This window comes from Herbaspirillum sp. B65 (assembly GCF_000333555.1).
GTDB classification, from domain to species: Bacteria; Pseudomonadota; Gammaproteobacteria; order Burkholderiales; family Burkholderiaceae_D; genus Herbaspirillum; species Herbaspirillum rubrisubalbicans.
In genome coordinates this window covers 1-2,348 of sequence record NZ_BADI01000190.1, presented here as the reverse complement: position 1 = coordinate 2,348, position 2,348 = coordinate 1, and the positions used below count along the sequence as shown (strand labels likewise).

General features: G+C 63.0%; 1 protein-coding gene. It reads left to right on the top strand.

The features are described 5' to 3' along the window. Window positions 1-19: 19 nt before the first annotated feature. A partial coding sequence (locus I5W_RS04860) for a CHASE2 domain-containing protein (protein ID WP_252716898.1) occupies window positions 20-2,348 on the top strand: 2,329 nt, incomplete at its 3' end.

The window sequence follows — 2,348 nt, the reverse complement described above, 5'->3', positions numbered from 1 at the left end:
AGGGAATTTGGGGAAATCCATGCTGCGTCGTTTGCGTACCGCCTTTGGCAAATACTGGGCCCGTTGGCTGCTGGCGCTGGTACTGGCCGGCATGGCCGAGGCGGTGGTGATGAATGTGCTGCCCAATCGCCTGGTGGAGCGGCTGGACCTGTTCTTCTACGACTTGCGTATGCGGGTGACCCAGCCCGATCTGGACCCGCGCATCGTCATCATCGACATCGATGAGAAGAGCATCGCCGAACTGGGGCGCTGGCCCTGGAGCCGCGATGTGGTGGCGCAACTGGTCAAGCAGATGACCCAGACCTACCAGGCGCAGTCGGTGGGCTTCGACGTGGTCTTCGCCGAGCCCGACAACACCTCCGGCTATGGCCGCCTGGAAGACCTGGCGCGCGGACCCTTGAAGGACGTGCCGCAACTGGCCCAGCAATTGCGCCTGCTCAAGCCGCAGATGGATTACGACGCCCGTCTGGCCGCGGCCTTGCAGGGGCAGCCGGTGGTCATGGGCTATGCCTTTTCCAGCGAACCGGGAGCTGTCACCAAGGGCCAGTTGCCGCCCCCTGCCTTCAGCCTGGCCGACCTCGGCGGCCGTGATCTGGATGTGATCGGTTGGCGCGCCTATGGCGCCAACCTGCCGCAGTTGCAGGCGGCGGCGCGGGCCGGTGGTTTCTTCAACCAGGTGCCCGGTGACGACGGTCTGGTGCGCGCCGTGCCGCTCATCGCCCGTTATGGCAACCAGTTCTATGAGTCGCTGGCACTGGCCACCGCCCGCGTGGCGGTGGACGGCAAGCGCATCAAACCGGTGTTCCTGACCACCGCCGATGGCCTCATGGAGAGTCAGAAATACGACTATGGCGCCTTGGCTGGCATTGCCGTGGAGGCGCGTCCGCAAGCTTTGTTCATTCCGGTCGAGCGCGGTCTGACCACTCTGGTCACCTATCGTGGCGCGGGCGGTCCCAATGGCGGCGCCTTCCGTTACGTGCCGGCAGTCGACGTGATCCGTGGTACCTATCCGCATGAGAAGCTCGATGGCCGCATCATGCTGGTGGGCACCACCGTGCCGGGCTTGAACGACTTGCGGGCCACGCCGGTCAATTCCATCTATCCGGGGGTGGAGATCCATGCCAACCTGATCGCTTCCATCCTCGACGACGACTTCAAGTCCCGCCCCGACTTTGCCCAGGGTTATGATGCCTTGCAGGTCGCGCTGGTGGGCCTGCTGCTGGGCTTGCTGTTGCCCATGCTGGGGCCGCTGGCCTCGATGTTGCTGGCGCTGGGCAGCGCCGCGGCCTTGGGCGGATTGAATTTATGGCTCTACAATGGCGCCGGCATGGTGCTGCCGCTGGCCACCAGCATCTTGCTGGTGCTGCTGCTGTTCATCAGCAACATGGGCTGGGGCTATCTGTTCGAATATCGCAACCGCAAGGCCATCGTCAACCTGTTCGGTGAATACGTGGCGCCGGAGCTGGTGGCCGAAATGGCGGCCAATCCGGCCAGCTACAACATGGAGGGCGAAATCCGTGAACTGTCGGTGATGTTCTCCGACGTGCGCGGTTTCACCACCATCTCCGAAAGCCTGCAACCCAACGAGCTGCGCGAATACATCAACGTCTACCTGACCGCCATGTCAGAAGACATCCGCGGCAATCGCGGCACCCTGGACAAGTACATCGGCGACGCCGTCATGGCTTTCTGGGGCGCACCGCTGGATGTGCCGGATCACGCTGCTCGAGCCGTGGCCACGGCGTTGAAGATGCAACAGACCACGCTGCAACTGAACCAGGAATTCACGCGTCGCAACTGGCCGCCGCTGAAGATCGGCATCGGCATCAATAGTGGCCAGATGCGCGTGGGGGACATGGGCTCCAAGATCCGTCGTGCCTATACGGTCATGGGGGACGCAGTCAACCTGTCCTCGCGACTGGAGGCGATCACCAAGGTCTATGGCGTGGGGGTGCTGGTGGGCCAAGCCACGCGCCTGGCTGCGCCGCAGTTCGCCTACCGTGAACTGGACCGGGTGCGCGTCAAGGGCAAGAACGAACCGGTGCCGATCTATGAGCCGCTGGCCCTGGATACTGAACTCGATGTCGCCATGCGCGCCGAGGTCGAGCAATGGCATGAGGCGCTGGCGCTGGTGCGTGCCTTTGCAGGGCCGGCACGCTTGCCTATGATGGAACTCCTGCCCGCATCCTCCTTCAGCAGTAGGGATGCAGGCCACGATTTCATAACAAGGGAGTTTCACATGAGCGTGTCTTCGGTTTTCCTCCGGCAACAGCAGCTTCTACAACAGCGTCATCCAACCCATCAAGAACGTCGCCCTCCGAAGTCGGTGACGACATCGAGAGCGCCTA